This window comes from Amycolatopsis azurea DSM 43854 (genome assembly GCF_001995215.1).
Taxonomy (GTDB): Bacteria; Actinomycetota; Actinomycetes; order Mycobacteriales; family Pseudonocardiaceae; genus Amycolatopsis; species Amycolatopsis azurea.
Genome location: NZ_MUXN01000011.1, coordinates 356,011 through 373,960 on the forward strand (window position 1 = coordinate 356,011; position 17,950 = coordinate 373,960).

General features: G+C 69.1%; 16 protein-coding genes. 6 read left to right on the forward strand and 10 right to left on the reverse strand.

Annotated elements, in window-relative coordinates:
- Nucleotides 1-68: 68 nt before the first annotated feature.
- The 5 genes from B0293_RS16295 to B0293_RS16315 all read right to left on the reverse strand — a co-directional run bounded on the left by B0293_RS16295 (nucleotide 69) and on the right by B0293_RS16315 (nucleotide 6,938).
- The gene (locus B0293_RS16295) at nucleotides 69-1,478 is read right to left on the reverse strand and encodes a S28 family serine protease (RefSeq protein WP_005159286.1); all 1,410 of its coding nucleotides are present in this window, start codon (nucleotides 1,476-1,478) and stop codon (nucleotides 69-71) included.
- A gap of 102 nt (nucleotides 1,479-1,580) precedes the next feature.
- On the reverse strand, nucleotides 1,581-2,351 hold the full coding sequence (locus B0293_RS16300) for an enoyl-CoA hydratase/isomerase family protein (protein WP_005159279.1): 771 nt from the start codon (nucleotides 2,349-2,351) through the stop codon (nucleotides 1,581-1,583).
- 44 nt (nucleotides 2,352-2,395) lie between these two features.
- Nucleotides 2,396-2,818: a hypothetical protein gene (locus tag B0293_RS16305; protein ID WP_005159275.1), complete on the reverse strand. Its 423-nt coding sequence runs from the start codon at nucleotides 2,816-2,818 to the stop codon at nucleotides 2,396-2,398.
- A 258-nt stretch (nucleotides 2,819-3,076) separates the two neighbouring features.
- A complete protein-coding gene (locus tag B0293_RS16310) occupies nucleotides 3,077-4,036 on the reverse strand; it encodes an ABC transporter permease (RefSeq protein WP_052014488.1) in 960 nt (319 codons plus the stop codon).
- Nucleotides 4,029-6,938 (reverse strand): alpha/beta fold hydrolase, encoded by a 2,910-nt coding sequence (locus tag B0293_RS16315; protein ID WP_005159254.1) that lies wholly within the window; start codon nucleotides 6,936-6,938, stop codon nucleotides 4,029-4,031. The genes B0293_RS16310 and B0293_RS16315 overlap by 8 nt, the downstream gene beginning before the upstream one ends.
- 317 nt (nucleotides 6,939-7,255) lie before the next feature.
- Between B0293_RS16315 and B0293_RS16320 the strand changes: the two genes are divergently transcribed.
- On the forward strand, nucleotides 7,256-8,230 hold the full coding sequence (locus tag B0293_RS16320; RefSeq protein ID WP_005159253.1) for a TerC family protein: 975 nt from the start codon (nucleotides 7,256-7,258) through the stop codon (nucleotides 8,228-8,230).
- Between the two features lie 30 nt (nucleotides 8,231-8,260).
- Nucleotides 8,261-10,222: a S9 family peptidase gene (locus B0293_RS16325; RefSeq protein WP_005159252.1), complete on the forward strand. Its 1,962-nt coding sequence runs from the start codon at nucleotides 8,261-8,263 to the stop codon at nucleotides 10,220-10,222.
- 220 nt (nucleotides 10,223-10,442) lie between these two features.
- Here B0293_RS16325 and B0293_RS16330 read toward each other — a convergent pair whose 3' ends face one another.
- The 3 genes from B0293_RS16330 to B0293_RS16340 form a co-directional block, all read right to left on the reverse strand.
- On the reverse strand, nucleotides 10,443-11,099 hold the full coding sequence (locus tag B0293_RS16330) for an RES family NAD+ phosphorylase (protein WP_005159251.1): 657 nt from the start codon (nucleotides 11,097-11,099) through the stop codon (nucleotides 10,443-10,445).
- A 98-nt stretch (nucleotides 11,100-11,197) separates the two neighbouring features.
- Nucleotides 11,198-11,779: a hypothetical protein gene (locus B0293_RS16335; protein ID WP_005159250.1), complete on the reverse strand. Its 582-nt coding sequence runs from the start codon at nucleotides 11,777-11,779 to the stop codon at nucleotides 11,198-11,200.
- 334 nt (nucleotides 11,780-12,113) lie between these two features.
- Nucleotides 12,114-13,094, reverse strand: coding sequence for a LacI family DNA-binding transcriptional regulator (locus B0293_RS16340; protein ID WP_005159249.1), 981 nt, complete (start codon nucleotides 13,092-13,094; stop codon nucleotides 12,114-12,116).
- A gap of 130 nt (nucleotides 13,095-13,224) precedes the next feature.
- Here B0293_RS16340 and B0293_RS16345 point away from each other — a divergent pair, with 130 nt between their 5' ends.
- Complete coding sequence (locus B0293_RS16345) at nucleotides 13,225-14,712, forward strand: FGGY-family carbohydrate kinase (protein ID WP_039918666.1); 1,488 nt, start codon at nucleotides 13,225-13,227, stop codon at nucleotides 14,710-14,712.
- On the opposite strand, the gene B0293_RS16350 is transcribed toward B0293_RS16345, so the two are convergent.
- Entirely contained in the window at nucleotides 14,655-15,371 is a 717-nt protein-coding gene (locus tag B0293_RS16350; protein ID WP_085939684.1) for a helix-turn-helix domain-containing protein, read from the reverse strand. The two genes, B0293_RS16345 and B0293_RS16350, sit on opposite strands and share 58 nt — an antisense overlap.
- Nucleotides 15,372-15,401: 30 nt before the next feature.
- On the opposite strand from B0293_RS16350, the gene B0293_RS16355 reads away from it, so the two are divergent.
- The 3 genes from B0293_RS16355 to B0293_RS16365 all read left to right on the forward strand — a co-directional run bounded on the left by B0293_RS16355 (nucleotide 15,402) and on the right by B0293_RS16365 (nucleotide 17,287).
- Nucleotides 15,402-15,806: an NUDIX hydrolase gene (locus tag B0293_RS16355; protein WP_005159246.1), complete on the forward strand. Its 405-nt coding sequence runs from the start codon at nucleotides 15,402-15,404 to the stop codon at nucleotides 15,804-15,806.
- Between the two features lie 201 nt (nucleotides 15,807-16,007).
- The gene (locus B0293_RS16360; RefSeq protein ID WP_039918593.1) at nucleotides 16,008-16,502 is read left to right on the forward strand and encodes an MmpS family transport accessory protein; all 495 of its coding nucleotides are present in this window, start codon (nucleotides 16,008-16,010) and stop codon (nucleotides 16,500-16,502) included.
- 17 nt (nucleotides 16,503-16,519) lie between these two features.
- Nucleotides 16,520-17,287 (forward strand): ABC transporter permease, encoded by a 768-nt coding sequence (locus B0293_RS16365; protein ID WP_005159243.1) that lies wholly within the window; start codon nucleotides 16,520-16,522, stop codon nucleotides 17,285-17,287.
- On the opposite strand, the gene B0293_RS16370 is transcribed toward B0293_RS16365, so the two are convergent.
- Entirely contained in the window at nucleotides 17,250-17,936 is a 687-nt protein-coding gene (locus B0293_RS16370) for a histidine phosphatase family protein (RefSeq protein ID WP_005159241.1), read from the reverse strand. The two genes, B0293_RS16365 and B0293_RS16370, sit on opposite strands and share 38 nt — an antisense overlap.
- Between the last annotated feature and the right edge of the window lie 14 nt (nucleotides 17,937-17,950).

Here is a 17,950-nt window from a genome sequence, read left to right on the forward strand (position 1 = left end):
ATTTCGTCCTCTGGTTGCGGTACTTGCACACGCAAGGACCGCGACCAGAGGACGAAACGCGTGAGGGGTCAGAGGCGCGGGCGGTGCAGCAGGCTCAGGTCCGCGTCGAAGTCCGGGAACCCGGCGGGCACCGAACGCGTGCTGACGCCGGGTGAGACCGGCGGCAGCCCGGCCCAGCGCCGCACGTTGTTCGTCGCTTCGGCGGCCTGGGCCGCGGGAAGCTGCGAGATCCGGGCGCCGTGGTTTCCGCCCGGCACTGTGTAGCTGTAGGAGTCCTTCGTGCCGAAGCCGAGCTGGAACGGCTCGGCACCCCACGGGTCGTTTCCGCCGTAGACGAACAGCAGCCGCTTCCCCTGCGACTTCACCCAGAAGTCGATGTCCGGCATCGCCAGGTGGTCGAACCGGGGGATGTCGACCGACTGCGGCACGAAGGTCCGCGACACGTTGCGGCCCGGGTAGCGCAGCAGATCCCGGAGATAGCCTTCGTAGGACTCGGGGGCGCCGAGCTGGTAGGCCGCCTGGAAGTAGTAGGGGACGTAGATCTCGAGGTTCTGGTCCGAGTAGGTGTTGAGGCTCTCGACGCGTTCGAACCAGGCATAGACCTGGGCCGCCGGAGCGCCGGCCTTCGGGATCGTCGCGCAGTCCGACTGCTTCTGGTACTGCCAGAAGGCGAAGTACGAGTCGATCACCGAGATCTCCAGAGACACGTCGGCCGAGCCGACGGTCTTGAACGTGTAGCCGTTCTTGGCCGCGTCGGTGGCGGCGAGCGCCGCGAACTCCGAGCGTCGCGTCAGCACGTCACGCTGGATCGCCTTGAGCGCCGAACGGCAGGCGGGATCGTCGCCCACGTTCGCCAGGAACCGGTTGTAGCGGTCGCGCGAGTTGATGACGTCGTTGGGCGCGACGTAAGGGATCGTCGCGTCGACGTCGTTCGGGAAGAACCTACGGAAGTAGGTCGCCGTCATGCCGCCCTTGCTGCCGCCGGTCGCCAGCCACTTGCCCGGATAGATCCGCTTGAACGCCTCGACCGCGCGGTGCTGGTCGGCGGCGGCCTGCCAGATCGTCAGCTGCTTTCCCCAGTCCGGGTGCTCCGGTCGCGAGGGGGTGAAGAACCGGTACTCCATCGACAGCTGGTTGCCGTCGACGATCTGCGTCGGCTCCGACCGGTTGGGCGATTCCCCCACGTTGTACCCGCTCGTGTAAGCCACGGTCGGCGAGCGGAATTCCTTGTGCAGCAACGTGAATCGCTGCTGGAAGGTGCCCGCGCCCGGCCTGCGGTGGTCGACGGGCTGGGCGTAGGTGAGTTTGAAGAACCGGTACCCGGTCGGCGCCGGATTCTCCGAGACGACCGTCAGGCCCGGGATGCGCCCGAGCGCGTCCTTGACGTCGTCGGGTGCCGCCTGCGCGGCCGGGGTCAACCCGGCCAGTGCGAGAACGGTTGTCGCCAGAACCGACCACGCGGCCGTGAGCTTCCGCATCCATGCCCTCCCCATCGGGACCTGTTGAGCGGTCGGATACTCACAGAGTCCCCGCCGGTGGGCAATCGCCTATCCGGACGGTGTCCCGATCATCGGGACACCTCAGGCCGGGCGGCGGAGCACCCTGTCGACGTAGGCCTTGATGGCCGCGAGCGCCTCGGGGGAGCTCCACAGTTCGAGGACGTGGGCGTCGTCGCCGGTGCGGTGTTCGGCGATCCGCTCGTGGAACGGCCGGTGCAGCTGCGCCTTCGTGTGCGCGTACGCGGCGGTGGGGATCTCGGCGAGCTTCCTGGCCACCTCCACCGCCCGCCCCACGACGTTTTCGGGCTCGGTCACCTCGTTCACTAGGCCGAGCCGGAGCGCGTCGCCCGGCAGGTGGGTCTCGCCGAGGAACGCGAGTTCGGCCAGGACGTCGGCGCCGAACCCGGACCGCAGGATCTCCAGTGCCGCCAACGGGAACGGCACGCCGACGAGCAGTTCGGTGATCCCGATCCGGCTCGGGCCGTCGGCGAGGACGCGCCGGTCGCAGGCGGCGGCCAGCACCGCCCCGCCGGCGATCGCGTGCCCGTTGACGGCCGCGACCACCGGACCGGGGAACCCGAACACCGACAGGAACGCGTCCGACAGCGCGGGCAGGAAGTCCTCGACGTAGCCCGCGCCGCCGTCGTGCACCCGCCGCAGGTCGACGCCCGCCGAGAAGATGCCGCCGGTGCCGGTCAGCACGACACCACGACAACCGCCCAGCTGGACGTCTTCGAGCCGGACCGCCAGCTCCTGGCAGAACTCGGTGTCGAGAGTGTTCGCCTTGCCGTGCTGGAGGGTGACGACGGCGATCCCGCCTTCGTCGTCCACTCGGATCGAGGAGGTGGCCATGCGCCCGACCGTACCCGAGCCGGCGGAGATCTACAGTGGACCGCTCAGTCGTCGAGGCGCACGGTGATCGTCGGGCTGTAGGACCGCTTGCGGTTCCAGCCGGACTCGGCGCCGATGCTCAGCTGGATGGCCTTGTCGGCGGGCGCCCAGTAGCCGGTGCGGACGAAGTACGCGTCCATCGCGCACAGCCTGCTGCACGACTTGCGGGTGCAGATGGTCTCCCAGCCCCACTGCCTGCCGCTTTCCTCGACGCCGTTGCGGCGGACGAACAGATGCGGGTTGCCGATGTCGCGGCAGTAGGCGCTGCCCTCGGAGATGTAGAGGACCCCGTCGATCTTGTAGAAGCGCTTGTTGTCGAGAAGCGTCACCTGACCCGAGGCGGCGAAGCCCACCCTGCCGCCCTTGTCGGCGGTCATCGTCCAAGCAAGGGTGAATTCCTGCACCGGGATCTCGAGTGACTGGGTCATGGTCACGTCCCCGCTTTCTGCTCGGTTCGGCTTCTTTCCCCTGAAGATAAGGATTTCTCAGGGAGTGCCGAAGGTGAATGCGAACTTTTCACCCAATGAGTCGATGATCGGAAAAATCAATGGTCGCATGCGCATGAAACACCGATTACCGCCGCTAATGGGTGAAGGTCGCCACGGCCAGTGAAAACCGGGGCCCACCTGGGAAGAATATTTCGTCTTCCCGGTGGACCCCGGTGATTTTCCGGCGCGGAAACGCTCTCAGCTGGTGATGTCCTTCGTCGCGAACCGGCGGCCCGCCAGCAGGAAGAACACCGTGCCGTACAGCGCCGCCGACAACATCCCGTTGGCCATGTTCGTCCAGTCGATGTCGGTCGAGATGAGATCCATCCACGAGAACGCGAAATGCGTCGGTAGATAGTCCCGAAGCCCTTCCAGGGCGGTGATCTGGTCGAGGATCTGCGAAACGATGGCGACGATGACCGCGCCGCCGACGGCACCCAGTGGGGCGTCGGTGGCGACCGAGAGCAGCATCGCCAGGCCCGCCACCCACGCCAGCTGCAGGATGATGTAGATCGTGGCCAGCCCCATGGCGACGAGGCTGTCGCTGAACGACACCGCGTCCCCGGTCGGGCTGATCGCGTCGCCCGCGCCGTACCAGATGACGCCCACCACCAGCGACACCAGCGGCAACAGGATCAGCGCGGCCGCGGACAGGATCCCGGAGACGATCGCCTTCTGCCGCAGCACCCGGTGCCGGGGGACCGGCATCGCGAGCAGGTACTTCAGGCTCGACCACGACGCCTCGCTCGCGATCGTGTCGCCGTAGAACAGCGCCACGATCATCGGGAGCAGGAACGTGCCGGAGACGAACAGCGCGAGCACCACGAAGTTCGGCGCGCTCGCGGTGGCAAGGTCGACGAACCCGCCGCTGCGGCGGTTCGGGTTGGCCTGCCCGATCTCGAACGCGATCACCAGGACGAACGGCAGCAGCGCGACGAACCCCAGCATCAGCTGGGTCCGCCGCCGTTTGAGCTGCCGCTTCAGCTCGACGCCGAGCCGCAGCGTCCGGTCGGCGCGGTAGCCCGCCACCGCCCCGTCCGGACCGACCTCGGTCCGTTCGTGCGACGCGACCTCGGTCAGCTCCAGCAGCGCCGCCGGATCGGTGTGCACGCCGTGATCCGCCCGGGTAGCCGGGCCGGAACCATTGGTCTTACTCACCCTTCGAGTCCTCTCCGACCAGCTGCAGGAACGCGTCTTCCAGACGGCGCCGCGGCCCGGCCTGCTCGACCGCGACCCCGGCCCGCACGAGGGCGGCGACCGCTTCGGCGCGGGCGAGACCGTCGAGATCCGCGTGGACCAGCTCCCCGTCGACGTCGACGCCGGAGACGCCGCCGACCTTCCGCAGCGCTTCGGCCGCTTCGGCGGGCTTGTCGACCCGGAACGTCGCCTCGCCGCTGGACGCGGCCAGTTCGCCGACCTCGCCCGAGGCGACCAGCATGCCGCGGTGCATCACGACCACGTGCGTACAGGTCTGCTCGACCTCGGCCAGCAGGTGGCTCGACACCACCACGGTGCGTCCGGTCGCCGCGTAGCGCTGGAGCACCTCGCGCATCTGGTGGATCTGTGGCGGGTCGAGCCCGTTGGTCGGTTCGTCGAGCACCATGAGCTCCGGCAGGCCGAGCATCGCCTGCGCGATCGCGAGCCGCTGCCGCATGCCCTGGCTGTAGGTGCGGACCCGCCGGTTCACCGCGTCGCCGAGCCCGGCGATCTCCAGCGCCTCGGCGAAATGCGCCTTGTCCTTGGGACGGCCCGTGCTCGCCCAGTACAGTTCCAGGTTTTCCTTGCCGGACAGGTGCGGCAGGAAGCCCGAACCCTCCACAAAGGAGCCGATCCGGGACAGCACCGGCGCGCCGGGCGCGATCAGGTGACCGAACACCCGGATGGTGCCCGCCGTCGGCGTGATGAGTCCCATCAGCATGCGCAGGGTCGTCGTCTTGCCCGCGCCGTTCGGCCCGAGCAGGCCGAGCACCTGACCGGGTTCGACCCGGAACGACAGGTCCTTCACCGCGACGAAGCCGCCCGCGTAGGCCTTGCGCAGTCCTTCGATCACCAACGGCGTCTTCGCCAGGCTCTCGTCGACGTCGTGCGCGCGACGGCGGCGGAACGCGGCGATCACCGTGATCGCGATACCCGCGAGCAGCGTTCCGCCGATCCCGAGCAGCTGCGCGGTGGGTGCGCCCGCGCCGACCGAAGTGCCGTGGACGACCGGGACACCGAGCTGTCCGCCGTCCGCCAGTTCGACGCGGAACACCGCCGGTTCGACCGGCGTCGCGAACGCCTGGTCCGTCGTGCCGACGACCAGCCGGAGCGTGTGCCCCGCGTCCAGCGGCCGCACGATGCCCGGCAGGGTCACCGTCACCTCGACCGGGCCGCCGTCGGCGGGCAGTCCGGAAACGCGGAAGGGCGCGACGGCGTTGGCCGGAAGCGTGCGGACACCTTCCGAGTTGACGTCGTAGAGCTTCGCGAACAGGACGGCTTCCTTCTGTGGGGCTGCCGCGGACGGAACCGCCGAGACCCGCAGGCGGACGGTGGACGAACCGGCCACGATCGTCTGCGCGTCGAGCGGTCGCGTCGCGAACTGCGCCGCCTGGCCGGGCGGGTCCACACTGAACAGTCCGGACAGCCGGGACGAGCCCGCCACCGCACCGTTCAGTCCGGGGATCCCGCTCACTGCGGCGGGGTTGCCGCCCGCGGGCCGGACGACCGGCTGGGCCGGTCCCTCCAACGTGAACTGCCGCCGTTCGGTGGCGTCCCCGGTGGCTCCCGGGTACGCCGGCGCCGTGACGGTCCGGACCGAAGGGGCACCGTTGGCCCGCAGAGTGCCCTGGATGTCGTAGCTGAAGCCGGTGCCGGGATCGGTGCCCTGCCCGGTGAGGGAGAACTTGAGGAAGTCGGCGATCTGCGCCCGCAGCTTCTGCCCGGGTTTCCCGCCGTCGTGGCCGCCGGTGTACCAGACCGTGCGGACCTTGCCGCCCGCCGCGGCGATCTGCCGGGCGGTCGCGTCGGACTGGTCCAAACCGAACAGAGTGTCGCTTTCGCCCTGCACCAGCAGGGTCGGCACGGTGATCTTGTCCGCCACGGACGCGGGGGAGACGCGGCGGAGCAGGTCGACGGTCTTCTGGCTGGCCTTGCCGGTGGTGGCGAGTTCGGTGTAGGCCTGGCAGACGTCGGCGGTGAACCGTCCACAAGGGTCGGCCGGTCCGGACGGCGGCCGCTGCCCGTTCGGGCCGCCGGTCGGCAGGGACTGCGCCGCGGCACCCGCCGCGCCCGTGCCCTGCGACGCGCCGGATTCACTCGTCGCGTCACCGGCTTCGGGCGCGTCGTTGGCGGGGGAGCCGCTCTGCGCCGCGCCGGAACCGGCCGAGAAGAAGATGCCCGCCCACGACCTCTTGAAGACACCGTCCGCGGTGTACGCGCCGGCGGCGGGAGTGGTCGCCGTCGAGGGCGCGGCCGAGGCGGCGTTCGGGACGAGGCCCTGCGCGAGGTCGTTGTAGGTGATGACCGGCGCGATCGCGTCGACCCGCTTGTCGGTCCCCGCGAGCAGCAGGGACAGCGCACCGCCGTACGAAGCGCCGGACACGGCCACCTTCGGATCGCCGTTCTCGCTGAGTACCTCGGGCCGCGAGGCCAGGTCGTCGATCAGCTTCCGGGCGTCGGCGACCTCGCGGTCGGGGTCGTTCAGCGCGATCTTCCCGGTGCTGCGGCCGAAGCCGCGCGCGGACCAGGCGAGCACGACGAAGCCCTTTTCGGCGAGTTCGCGGGCCTCGGTGGCGACACTGTTCTTGTCACCGCCGAAACCGTGGGCGAGCAGTACGGCCGGAGCAGGGGTCCGCTCGGGGAGATACGTGGTCGTGTCGATCTTGACGACCTCGGACGAACCCGGGGATTCGGGCAGGTCGAGGGTCGCTTCCTGGGTTTTGACCGCGGACGGCGCGGGTTCGCTGTTCGTCCACACGACGGCCGCGGCGGCCAGGACCACCACGACCGCGGCGAGCGCGGTGAGCTTCGCGCCTCGCGTACGAGGGAGCGGGATTCGGGGCACGGAATGACCGTATTTCACCGAACCTGAGAGTCGCTTCCTCAGCACACACGGACCACACAAGCGTGGGTTGCCACGCCATCAGAACGGGTACTCAAGGAGCGAGAAGAGGTCAGTGTGACGGGAGTTACGCGACCATCTTGGTGACAAGGGCAACCTTAACTGGCGTCATGCGTACAGACAGGTCAAACTGGACCAGCTGTGAGGGGAGTATTCCTTCGCGGCGGTGTCGTCAGCACGGTGGTCTTCACAGGCCCCCGGCACCGTCGGCCGGTTTCGTACCGGCGGAAGAGACCTCCGGTTAGTTGCTGCTGTGCACTATCCGGAGGGTTGGTTACATGTCTGTTCCCCTGTGGCTATGGATCGCCACGGTCGGTGGTCTGCTCGCGCTGATCGCGCTCGACCTGGTCATCGTCGACCGCAAGCCGCACGAGGTCACCACCGGTGAAGCCGCCCGGTGGGTCATCTTCTACGTCGCCGTGGCCGTCGCCTTCGGCATCGGTGTCTGGGTCTTCGGGGGACACGACCCGGGAGTCGAGTTCTTCACCGGGTACATCACCGAGTACTCGCTGAGCGTCGACAATCTGTTCATCTTCATGATCATCATGACGTCGTTCAAGGTGCCCGCGATCCACCAGCACCGCGTGCTGCTGATCGGCATCCTGCTCGCGCTCGCCATGCGCAGCGTGTTCATCGCCGTGGGCGCCGCGCTGATCGCGCAGTTCGTCTGGGTCTTCTTCCTCTTCGGCGCCGTTCTCATCTGGACCGCGATCAGCATGGTCCGCAACAAGGACGAAGAAGAGGAATACGAGGAGAACGCGCTCACCCGCTGGGTGCGCAAACTCTTCCCGGTCACCAACGAGTGGCACGGGCACAAATCCTTCGTGAAGAAGGACGGCAAGCGCTGGATCACCCCGATGTTCCTGGTGATCGTCGCGATCGGCAGCGCGGACCTGCTGTTCGCCGTCGACTCGATCCCGGCGATCTTCGGCATCACGCAGGAGGCCTTCCTGGTCTTCACCGCCAACGCGTTCGCGCTGATGGGCCTGCGCCAGCTGTACTTCCTGCTCGGTGGCCTGGTCACCAAGCTGGTGTACCTGTCCTACGGCCTCGCGGTGATCCTCGCCTTCATCGGCGCCAAGCTGTTCCTGCACGCGCTGCACGAGTACCACGTCGTGCCGGACTGGCTGGACATCAACAACTGGGTCTCCCTGGGCGTCATCGTCGTGGTCCTGACCGTGACGACGCTGGCCAGCCTCGCGAAGGCGAAGAAGGACGAGGCCGCTGATCAGGAGTCTTCAATCAGTAGTTAGACCTGCTAAGGATCGGGTACCGTCGGGGCCGTGCGTCCCGTTGACATCGAAGCCCTGACGGTCCCCGGCATCCCCGCGCTGCGCGGCGACCTGCTGCTCACCGCGGTGAGCAGGCCCGATCTGAAGACGAACAGCTACCGCGGCGGCCTGCGCAGGGTCGACCTCGACGGTGGCGGGGAAGGGCCGTGGACCCACGGGACCAAGGACTCCGCCCCCGTCATCTCCCCGGACGGCCGGTGGGTCGCCTTCCTCCGGGCGGGGGAGGGCTCCGGGCGCCAGGCCAAGCCGCAGGTGCACGTGATCGCCGCGGTCGGGGGTGACGCGAAGCGGATCACCGACCTGCCCCTCGGCGCGGGCGCCCCGGTCTGGGCGCCGGATTCCCGCCGGATCACCTTCGTCGCGCGCGTGCCCGAGCCGGGCCGCTACGGCACGGAGAACGCGGACGGCGAAACCCCGGAGCCGAGCGAAGAAGCCCCGCGGCACATCACGAACCTCTTCTATCGTGTCGACGACGTCGGCTTCCTCAACGACCGTCCACAGCGTCTGTTCGTCGTGGACGCGGTCGCCGCGCTCGACGAGGCCGAGCCCGCCGAACTCACGCCGCTGACCGACGACCGGGTCGACGTCGAGCATCCTTCGTGGACGGCCGACGGCGAGTCCGTCCTGTTCGTCGCGCCTCGCGACTGGGCCGCGGAGGACACCGTCCGCACGGACGTCTACGCCGTACCCGCCGAGGGTGGCGAACCCCGGCTGCTGATCCGGACCCGGGGCACCGCGGCCAAACCGGTCACCGCGCCGGACGGGTCGATCCTGTTCTACGGCACCGAATTCCCGGGCCAGGAGGAGATCGCCCGCAACACCGGACTCTGGCGCGCGCCGTGGCCTCCCGGTGACGAGCCCTCGGCCGCGCGCCGGCTGACCGCCGTCGAAACGGTGGACTGCGACATCGCGGCCGGGCCTCCGGTCGTGCTCGGCGACGAGGCCCTCGTCGTCGTCCGCACCCGCGGTGCCGCCGAGTTGCGCGCCGTGCCGCTCGACGGCGAACTGGCCGAACTTGAGTCGTTGCGCTGCCTGGCCGGCGAACTCGCCGCGGTGAAGTCGTTCGTCGTCGACGGCAGCCGGATCGCCGCGGTGATCGGGACGCCCGAGAGCTCCGGCGACGTCGTCCTGCTGTCGGACGAGAAGCCCAGCGTGCTCACCGATTACTCGAAGGCGTTGCGGGACAAGGGCATCCGGCCGCTGGACGAGCTGAACACGACCGCGCCGGACGGCTATCCGGTGCACGGCTGGGTCGTCCGGCCCGAGGGCGAGGGGCCGCATCCCGTGGTCCTGATGATCCACGGCGGACCGTTCGCGCCCTACGAATGGAAGGTGTTCGACGAGGCGCAGGTGCTCGCCGACGCGGGCTACGCGGTGATTCTGGGGAATCCGCGCGGTTCCGCGGGCTACGGGGAGAGCCACGGTCGCAGCATCATCCACGGCCTCGGCACCGTCGACGCGGACGATCTGCTGGCACTGCTGGACGAAGCGCTGAAACTGTCCGATTTGGACAGTGATCGCGTCGGGGTGATGGGCGGTTCGTACGGTGGCTTCATGACCAGCTGGCTCGCCGCGCACCACGGCGGCCGGTTCCGCGCGGCGTGGAGCGAGCGCGCGGTCAACGCCTGGGACTCGTTCGTCGGCAGTTCCGACATCGGCTGGTTCTTCGCCGACGGTTATGTCGGCGAAGACCTCGAAGAGCGGCGCAAGCGCAGCCCGCTGTACTACGCGGGGAAGATCGACATCCCGTTCATGGTCGCGCATTCCGAGCAGGACTGGCGATGCCCGCTGGAGCAGGCGCAGCGGATGTACGTGGCGCTGCGGCAGAACGGCGTCGCGGCGGAATTCCTGCTGTTCCCCGGCGAGGGGCACGAACTCACGCGTTCGGGGCAGCCTCGGCACCGGGTGCAGCGATTCGACGCCGTGCTGGAGTGGTGGGGCCGGCACCTCTGAGTCTCATGAGTGGTGAAGACGGTTCTCACGACTCGTACTTACCTGCCGATTGGTGTGCCGTCGGTCGTGTGTGGAGGATTTGGGACGGTGAACGTCCCAGATCCTCCACGCTCGGTCTCGTTGATCAAGATCCGAGGCTGGGCAACCATCGAACCGCCACCCTCGCGCAGTTCAGGCGCGGGCAGGTAAATACCGGTCGCGTTCTAACGCGACTTACCACTCACGACAGAAGCGTGTAGTTCAGTTCCTCGCACACCCGGCCCAGCGGGACGTCGAGCCCCGGGTGGTCCAGGGGGAGAAGGACGTCCGGCGCGACCGGCAGCGAGTTCCCGGCGGGCGGGTCCCACAACGCGAGCGCGGGCCCGCCGGAGTCCATGGAAGACCGGTACCAGACGCCGTCGAGGTCGCCGAAGGCAGCGCGGATGGCACGCGCCCAGGCCTGGGTGATCTTCTTCGGGCCGCTGGAGATCTCCTGAGAGGCGCCGACGCGGGTCGGCCACAGGCCGGCGAGGTCGAGCAGCCGCAGCGTGCGGGTCGGCCGGACGACGACCAGGCGCGGGCCGCGGGATTTGCGGTCGACCGTCGACGTGGTCTGGAAGACCTCCGCGATGCTGGTGCGCACGGTGAGGCCGAAGTACAGGACGCCGTTCCCGGGGTCGGTGACCGGGTGTCCGCCGCGACCCGGTGTCTGCGGGTCGAAACGGCCGTGCGGGAGCGGGCCGCTGTAGCGGAACGAATTCCACTGCTGGGGGTGGTTGCCGTGCGCGGTGAAGATCCTGACCAGCCTGGTACCGGGGTGCACCGTCACCACGTCGTTGGTGCGGTGCAGCTCCTTGACCAGGACAGAGCGCGCAGGCGGCAGGGGGAGCCGGGCCATACCTCGGGAGTCGTCCGTCCTTGTCGGGTGATCTTGCTCGATGGGGTCAGCCTACGGCCTACCCCCGACTGAAATTTTCCGTCGTCGGGCAGAACACCTTAGAACGGGAGGCCGAGCGTGGCCACCAGTCTTGCAACATGTTCGGGGTCGCCGCCGGAGAGCAGCCATTGGCGGGGAGTGGCGGGGTGGTCGTTGATCACCAGATCGGACTGCGGGGTGCTCATGAACGCGGCGACGACCAGCGCGGGCTGGTCTTCGGGGACGGCGCGCAGCACGACCTCCAGGCCGGGCAGCACCCCGGAGCCGGTGAACTGCCAGGCGGGCAGCCGCCAGCCCTGGTCCTTCCAGCCGGTGAGCCTGCCTTCCTTCAGGCGGTGGCGGATGCGGCTGTCGTCCACGCCGAGGGCTTTCGCCGCTTCCAGCACGCTCAGCGCGGAATCGGCGAGCACGGCGTGCGCGGCGACCGTGCGGGCACGGAAGTCCGGTTCGTCCTCGCTGCGGGGGGACAGGTCCAGGCCGACATCGGTGAGCGCGGCCCGCTGGTCGGCCGAGAAGTAGTGCGACGGATCGGGGTTCGGCGGGGAGAGCCTCCGCGCCGCGTCCTCGACGAGAGTCAGGAACTCGTCGGCGTCGACCTTCAGGCCCGCCTTGGCGAGGACGTTCTCGAGCGCTATCGACATAGCGCCTAGAGTAACTCGTCTGTGCGGGTTCGTGCGGTCTCATCTCGGTTTCGTGGGGGAATTCACCAGAGACGAACACAGAGTGCACGGAATCACACACGCGCAGTAGGCAATATCGCAACAGTGTGCCCGGATCGGGCGAGCTTGTCCAGGTATTCGGCTTGACAGGTCGTATACGGGAACTTACCTTCCGAAAGGTAATCGATTTCTTCCCACCGCTTCGGAGAACCCGGCTGGTGTGGGGCCGGCTTGGGGGAACAAGGGGGTGGGGCGTTCCTGGGCGGCCGGTGTGAACCGGTCGCCCAGGCACGTCGTGCACCTGGGATCTCCGGGGTCAGTCGCGCCGCGAACTGCGGCGCACGATCAGCTTCGCCTGAAGCGTGGTCGTCGTGGCCTTGCGGGTGCTGTCGCCGATCCGGGCCAAGAGCAGCTCGGCGGCGACCCTGCCCACCTCGTTCGCGGGCTGGGCGACCACCGTCAGCGGCGGATCGATCAGCGTCGTCCACGGCGCGTCGTCGAACGACACGATCCCCACGTCCTGTCCCGATCGCAGGCCGCGCGAGGCCAGCGCCTCCAAGACGCCGATCGCCATCGTGCTGTTGCCGACCAGCAGCGCGTCCGGCGGCTCGGGCTCGTCGAGCAGGCTGAGCGCGGCGAGCCTGCCGCCCTCGGCGCGGAACTCGGCGCGCCGCGTGAGCGCGTTCTCCACGCCGACGGCGTCGGTGTAGCCGGCCAGCCGGTCCTCGGCCGTGCGCACCCCGGGCGGACCGCTGACGCAGGCGACCCGCCGGTATCCGCCGTCGAGCAGATGCCGTGTCGCCTCCTGGGCGGCCAGCCGGGTGTCGACCAGCACCTGGTCCCCGGTGTTCTCCAGCAGCGGCCGGTCGACGGCGACCACGGGCGTGCCGCGTTCGGTCAGCCGGTCGACGTTGGTGGCTCGGCCGGTGGGGGAGAGCACCACGCCGGCGACCCGCTCCTGGAGGGCGACGTCGATGTAGCGCCGCTCCTTCTCCTCGTTGTCGTCGGCGTTGCACAGCACCACCGAGTAGCCCGCGGTCTGCGCGATGTCCTCCACGCCGCGGGCGATCGCGGTGAAGAACGGGTTCTCCACGTCGGAGATGATGAGCGCGAGAACCGCGGTTTCCTGACGGCGCAGATTTCGCGCCAGCCCGTTCGGGTGATATCCCAATTCCGCGGCGGCGGCCTGTACCCGCGCCGCGAGCACCGGGTCCACAGTGGACTTACCGTTGAGCGTCCTCGACACGGTCGCCGTCGAAACCCCGGCCTTCGCCGCCACGTCGTTGATGGTGGCCACCGTGACCTCCCCTTCTGCAGGTGTCTTGACACCTTCGCACGGGAAGAATAGCTTGACCGACAATCGTTACCATCCGCTGATCGCGCTACTCGCGCTGGAAAGTTCGGGTGCTGGAAAGTTCGGGGGTGTCGTGGGCGAACCGGGCCTGGTGCTCGGCATCGACATCGGCACCTCGAGTTCCAAAGGCGTCCTCGTCGATTCCCGGGGCGCCGTGGCGGCGCGAGCATCCCGGCGACACGATACCTCACGGCCCCGTCCGGGCTGGTTCGAGCATGACGCCGAAACCGTTTGGTGGCAGGACTTCCTGGTACTGACAAGGGAACTTTCGGCGGCCGCCGGGGATCATCCCATCATCGGAGTGTCGGTCAGCGGAATCGGACCGGTGCTCCTGCCCGCGGACGCTTCCGGGAAACCGCTGCGTCCGGCGATTCTTTACGGCGTCGACACCCGCGCGTTCGACGAAATCCGTGAACTCAACCGGGAATTCGGCGAAGAATCCATTGTGGAGCGTGGCGGGAGCGCGCTCGGCTCGCAGGCCGTCGGGCCGAAATGGCGGTGGCTGGCCAAGAACGAGCCGGACGTGTTCGAACGCGCGGAGCTGTTCTTGATGGCGAGTTCGTTCCTTGTGCTGAGGCTGACCGGCGAATACGTTCTCGACCATCATTCCGCGAGCCAATGCGACCCGATGTACGACCTGCGCGAGGCCCGGTGGGCGCCGGACCGGGTCGCCGCGATCGCCCCCGGCGTCGAACTGCCCAGGCTCGCGTGGCCGACCGAGGTGGTCGGTTCGGTCACCGCCGGGGCGGCCGCGGAAACCGGCCTGCCGCAAGGAATCCCGGTGACGGCGGGAACGGTGGACGCCTGGGCGGAGGCGACGAGCGCCGGGGTCACCGCGCCCGGGGACACGATGCTCATGTACGGCACCACGATGTTCCTGATCCAGGTGCTCTCCGACCCCCGCCCCGGACCGGGGCTGTGGACGACCAGGGGCGCGTTCCCGGACACCTATTCACTCGCGGCGGGGATGGCCACGTCCGGCGCGATCACCGACTGGCTGCGGGAACTCGTCGATGGCGAGTTCGGGGAACTGGCCGCGGCGGCGGGCGAGGTCCCCGCGGGCAGCCGTGGATTGCTGATGCTGCCGTACTTCGCCGGAGAACGGACACCGATACCGGATCCGGACGCGCGCGGCGTCATCGCCGGGCTCACCACTTCCCATGGCAGTGCCGAGCTGTACCGCGCGGCACTGGAAGGCACGGCCTACGGGGTGCGGCACAACCTCGAAGCCATGCGTGAGGCCGGCGGCGGCACGCGCCGGTTCGTCGCCGTCGGAGGCGGGACGCAGGGCGGGGTGTGGACGCAAATCGTCAGCGACGTCGCGCGGATCGACCAGGAGATTCCCGTGGAAACCGTCGGCGCGGCGTTCGGTGACGCCGTTCTCGCGTCCGTCGCCCTGGGGTTGGAGCCGGATGTCGAAGCCTGGAACCCGGTCGCCGAGGTCGTCCGTCCCGGTGCGGACGCCGACGTCTACGACGAGTTCTATCCGCACTACCGTGCCCTTTACCGGTCCACAATGGACATAGCGCACTTCTTGGCGCGGAAGAACTCCCTCGCCTGAATCCCGGCGAACTCCCGGCAGTCCCGGCTCAGGTGGGCCTGATCGGCGTAGCCTGCCGAGACCGCCAGCGAGGCGAGATCCGGCGCCGTGGGCGCGAGGCCGATGGCGCGCTGGAACCGGGTGACCCGCAGGTAGGTCGCCGGGCCGTAGCCGACCGCGAGGGTGAACCGCCGCCGCAGCTGCCTTTCCCCGGTCGCGAACCGGCCCAGCGCGGCGGAAACCCGGGGAACACCACTGTCGAGCCTGGTGATCAGCTCCGAAATCTCCCGGTCGGCGCCGTCGGACCGGCGTCGCGTGACGACGTCGGTCAGCGAAACGCCGCCACAGAGCACCCGCTCGGCCAGCAGTTCGCCTTCCCTTCCCCAGAGGTCGCCGAGGGGGACGCGCTGGTCCCGCAGTTCGTCGGCGCCCAGCCCCAGGACGTCGCGCGCCCTGCCGGGGGCGAACCGCACGCCGGAAGCCCGGGCGTCGGGCGGCGTCTCCCAGGTCCACGCCGTGGTGTCCGGCCCCGCGACGAACACCTCGCCGCCGCATTCCACCAGGTCGACGCAGCCGTCGGGCACGATCCGCTTCGGTGCCTCGCCCGCGTCCTCCCACAGGCAGCGCACCACGTCCCGCAGCTCGCCGGGTGCCGTCGTCTCCCGATACACGGTTGCCATGATGCCCCCGGCCTACGACAGAATCAGGCCGTGCCCGACGCCGAGATCGATTCACTGGCCTGGATCCACGTCCGCGACCGCCGTCTGCTGTCCGTGCGGACCGAGGGGAAGGCCAAGTTCTACTTGCCCGGAGGCAAGCGTGAGCCGGGGGAAGGCGACGTCGGTGGATTGTGCCGGGAGATCAGGGAGGAACTCGGTGTCGAGCTCGACCCTCAGAGTTTCCGCTTCTTCGCGGTGTTGAACGAGCAGGCCGACGGCTACGCGGACGGCCGTCGCGTCCGGATGACCTGTTACACCGCCGACCATCGTGGTGAGCCCGCGCCCGGCCGTGAGATCGCCGAGTCCGCCTGGTTGTCTTCGGCCGACGCCCACCTCTGCCCGCCGGCGGGCAGGCGGATGCTCGGCCTGCTCGCCGACGCGGATCTCGTCGACTGAGGCCGGATCACTCAAAGTGAGCTATTCGGCTCACTGTGTTTACGCCAACCGCTCTATGACCAGGCGGTCTTCGCTCATCGGGACACCCAAAAGGGTGAATATCGGGTTTCTTCCCGATAACGGCTAACGCGGAGTCACCTTCCGACGAGAAGTAGTCGACGCACTCGACGGAAGTGCGCTCGGACGAGAGAAGACCTCTCCATGGGTGTTCCCACCGCGACCCCTCCGGCATCGGCGCCGGGACAGGGAGCCCCGGGCAGGCTGAAGCCGCTCGGGACCATCGTGGTCGTGCTGGGGGTGATGGCCGTCGCCGTCACCCTGACCGGTTACGTGCTGCCGAAGGCTTCGCGGCCGGTGCAGAACCCGCCCGCGCCGCCGGTGGAACAGGTCGAGCAGGCCGCGGCCGCCGTGCGCACCGTGACCCACCTGGTCGTCTACGAACTTTCCGGCGCGAAGGGCGCTCAGAACGTCACCTATGTCGCGCAGGGCTCGGAGCTGATGCAGAAGACCGACGTGCTGACGCCGTGGAGCACCACTTTCGAGCGCACGGGCCAGGAAGGCCGCGACGAGTTCTACAGCCTCTCCGCGCAGGGTTCGGGCAGCGGCGCGTTGCGGTGCCGGATCCTCGTCGACGGCGAGGTCGTCAGCGACCGCACCGCCCCCGCACCGGGCGCGCCGGTGACCTGCACGTCCTAGACGGCAGGATCGTCCGCGTGACGGATGGTGCGATCGCTTTCGGCCCGATGCTCGCCGTGGTCCTGGCCCTGCTGACGATCTTCGGCGCGGCCGTGGTGCGGTTCGGACAGCTGGGGCAGGGCAACGCGGTGCTGTTCGCGGCCGCGCGAGCCGTCGTGCAGCTCGCCGCCGTGTCGCTGGTGATCGTCGGAATCCTGAAATCGGGCTGGCTGACCGGCGGTTTCGTGCTGCTGATGTTCGCGATCGCGGCCGTCACCTCCGCACGCCGGATCGGTGTGGCCAAGGATCTCGCGTGGGTCGCGCTCGCCATCGCGTCCGGTGTGGTGCCGGTGCTGACGCTCGTGCTCGCGACCGGGGTGGTCCCGTGGCGGCCCATCGCGATCGTGCCGATCGCCGGGATCGTCATCGGCGGCGCGATGTCCGCGACCTCCCAGGCGGCGAGGCGTGCCCTGGACGAACTCGTGTCCCGGCACGGCGAGTACGAAGCCGCACTGGCGCTGGGTTTCCTCCGGCGCCCGGCCGCGCTGGAGATCTGCCGCCCCTCCGCGGGGCAGGCGCTGATCCCCGCGCTCGACCAGACGCGGACGGTCGGCCTGGTGACCCTGCCCGGCGCCTACGTCGGTGTCCTCCTCGGTGGCGCCGGGCCCTTGCAGGCCGGGGTGACCCAGGTGCTCGTGCTCATCGGGCTGCTGGCGGCGGAGGCCGTCGCGGTCCTGGTCGTCGTGCACCTGGTCGCGGCAGGCCGGATCAGCCGAAAGGCGACTGAAGATGCGACGTGTCGTTGAACCGTCGCACCATCCAGTTGTCGCCCGACACCACCAGATGCGAGATCGAGCCGTTGTCCACGCCGAGGAACGCGAATCGGTTTCCGGCGGCACTGGCCTGGGCGAAGACCTCGCCGATGACACCGCCGTGGGTGAACACGGCGATCCGGCGGTCCGGGTTGGCCGCCGCGAGCCTGCCGATGGCCGCCTTGATCCGGCCGCCGAACGACTCCATCGACTCCGCGCCGGGGATGACGTCCCAGCGCTGTTCCCGCCACAGCTGTTCGACGATCGGGTGACCTTCGTGGGTGTAGCGCCGGAAGAGCCCGTTCTCCCAGTCGCCGAGGTGGATCTCCCGCAGGTCGGCTTCGACCTCCGGCGTCAGCCCGAGCTTCGCCGCCAGCGGTGCCGCGGTCTGCGACGTCCGGCGCAGCGTCGTCACGTACAGCGCGGTGATCCGCTCGTCCGCCAGGCGGCGGCCGACCCGTTCGGCGTGGTCCCGGCCCTCCGGCGCGAGGTCCGGATCGGCCTGCCCGTCGACGAGGTCGAAGGGATCGCTGCCCTTCGCCGGGGCCGATTCACCGTGGCGGACAAGGAAGATCTCGGTCGCGCCGGGCGGGGGAGAGAACCGGTGCTGGCGGTATTCGACTTCCTGCTCAGGCGTGCTCATGCCCCGGACGATAC

Coding starts and splice junctions, on each gene's coding strand:
- B0293_RS16335 (WP_005159250.1), bottom strand. CDS start 11,779: ATGTCGATAGCGCTCGAGAACGTCCTCGCCAAGGCGGGCCTGAAGGTC.
- B0293_RS16305 (WP_005159275.1), bottom strand. CDS start 2,818: ATGACCCAGTCACTCGAGATCCCGGTGCAGGAATTCACCCTTGCTTGG.
- B0293_RS16295 (WP_005159286.1), bottom strand. CDS start 1,478: ATGCGGAAGCTCACGGCCGCGTGGTCGGTTCTGGCGACAACCGTTCTC.
- B0293_RS16320 (WP_005159253.1), top strand. CDS start 7,256: ATGTCTGTTCCCCTGTGGCTATGGATCGCCACGGTCGGTGGTCTGCTC.
- B0293_RS16300 (WP_005159279.1), bottom strand. CDS start 2,351: ATGGCCACCTCCTCGATCCGAGTGGACGACGAAGGCGGGATCGCCGTC.
- B0293_RS16360 (WP_039918593.1), top strand. CDS start 16,008: ATGGGTGTTCCCACCGCGACCCCTCCGGCATCGGCGCCGGGACAGGGA.
- B0293_RS16370 (WP_005159241.1), bottom strand. CDS start 17,936: ATGAGCACGCCTGAGCAGGAAGTCGAATACCGCCAGCACCGGTTCTCT.
- B0293_RS16350 (WP_085939684.1), bottom strand. CDS start 15,371: ATGGCAACCGTGTATCGGGAGACGACGGCACCCGGCGAGCTGCGGGAC.
- B0293_RS16330 (WP_005159251.1), bottom strand. CDS start 11,099: ATGGCCCGGCTCCCCCTGCCGCCTGCGCGCTCTGTCCTGGTCAAGGAG.